Below are 1,903 nucleotides of genomic sequence, written 5' to 3'. Positions count from 1 at the left end.
TGTCTTATCTTCTGGATACGCTAATTCTGTACTATTAAAGGTTTCTGTTAATTCTAATTGTTCTTTTTGGGTAAGTATCGATAGTTTACCTATTGGTTGGGTAACATCTTTTACAATACTATACAACAATTCTTGATAGTGCAACAACATACGTTGCATCGCTTCTTCATTAAATAAAGCTGTACAGTACATCATTTCTAATGAAATGCCTAAATCATCTTCAGATACATTCAATACTAAATCAAATTGAGAAGTAATAGAATCAAATTCATATGCTGAAATTACAACATCACGGATTCCTTCTCTTTCTTCTCCAGAATTTTCTGGTATATTCTGTAATGCAAACATTACTTGAAATATAGGGCTTCTACTCATATCCCTAGAAGCAATCACACGATCCACAACCTTCTCAAAAGGTACCTGTTGGTGATCATAACTTTCTAAAGTTGTCTCTTTTACCTGTGCCAATAAATCCCCGAAACTTGGGTCTCTACTCAAATCACTACGAAGTGCCAAAGTATTTACAAAAAACCCAATCATACCTTCTAATTCAGACTGTGTACGATTTGCTATAGGAGTACCTACACAAATATCTTCCTGACCACTATAACGGGATAACAATACTTTAAATGCTGATAATAAAAACATAAACATCGTAACACCTTCTCTTTGACATAAAGTCTGTATAGAAGTGCTTAAATCCGGATCTAATACATAAGATATACTAGCCCCTGCTGTACTCTGTATAGAAGGGCGCTCGTAATTTGTAGGCAATGATAAGGTACTTACCCCTTTTAATTTTTCTTCCCAATAAGATAGCTGCCTTTCGAGAACCTCTCCTTCTAAATACTCTCGCTGCCAAATCGCATAATCAGAATATTGTAGAGATAAATCTGGTAAAATATTGGGTCTTCCAGATTGTAAAGCGCTATATATCTCTATAAATTCATTAACCAAAATACCTTCTGACCAACCATCACTAGCTATATGATGAAATACACATGCCAAAACATATTGATCTTCCCCTAAATCATATAAACAGGCTCTAAACTTATAATCACTTGATAAATCAAAGGGATTCGCTAAATAATTATATAAACTGGATTCTAATGTTAATTTATCGGATATATCCTCCTTATCCAATGACCAACCTTCAGATCCTATAATCTCTTGATAACCATAACCTGATTCAGACAGAATCAAAGTACGTAATACTTCATGTCGAGATACTATATGTTGAAAGGATTGCTCCAATATAGATGTATCCAATGCTCCTTCTAGACGGATTGCGACAGGCATATGGTAAGCTATAGTACCTTGTAGTTGATCTAAAAACCATAAACGTTCCTGACTAAACGATAAGGGGATACGTAAAGGACGGTCTCCAGCAACAATAGTAGGCAACAACACCCCTTCTGACTGGGTCGACAAATGGGTTCCTAAATTGTAAATAGTAAGATGTTCAAAAACATCCGCTATTTCAATTTCTATATTTAACTCCCTACGAATCATAGAAACTAATCGGGTAGCCAATAAACTATGGCCTCCTAATTCAAAGAAGTTGTCATGTACTCCTACTCGCTCTACCCCCAATAATCCTTGCCAAATTCTTACTAATTCTAATTCTAATTCTGTATCTGCCTGAACATACTCCTGAGTAGATAATGCAGCAGAAGAAACTTCTGGCAGCGATTTCTTATCTATTTTACCATTAGGAGTCAAGGGCATTGTTTCTAATTTCTCCCAAATCATAGGAACCATATATTCTGGTAAAACTAACTTTAAAGCATTCTGTATTTTATCTTTATCTAGAAAACCTTCTATCACAACATAACCGACAAGACGATTATTACCTTTAGTATCCTCTCTTGCTAAAACACAACATTGAACAACATTCTCCAAA

The 1,903-nt window shown here is 34.9% G+C and carries 1 protein-coding gene; it reads right to left on the bottom strand.

Annotation, left to right across the window (positions count from 1 at the left end; all coding sequences use genetic code 11):
• A partial coding sequence (locus tag H527_RS0118630) for a condensation domain-containing protein (protein ID WP_027414047.1) occupies positions 1–1,903 on the bottom strand: 1,903 nt, incomplete at both ends.

This window comes from Aquimarina muelleri DSM 19832 (assembly GCF_000430665.1).
GTDB classification, from domain to species: domain Bacteria; phylum Bacteroidota; class Bacteroidia; order Flavobacteriales; family Flavobacteriaceae; genus Aquimarina; species Aquimarina muelleri.
The sequence above is the reverse complement of the archived record's forward strand: the minus strand, read 5'-3'. Positions and strand labels throughout refer to the sequence as shown.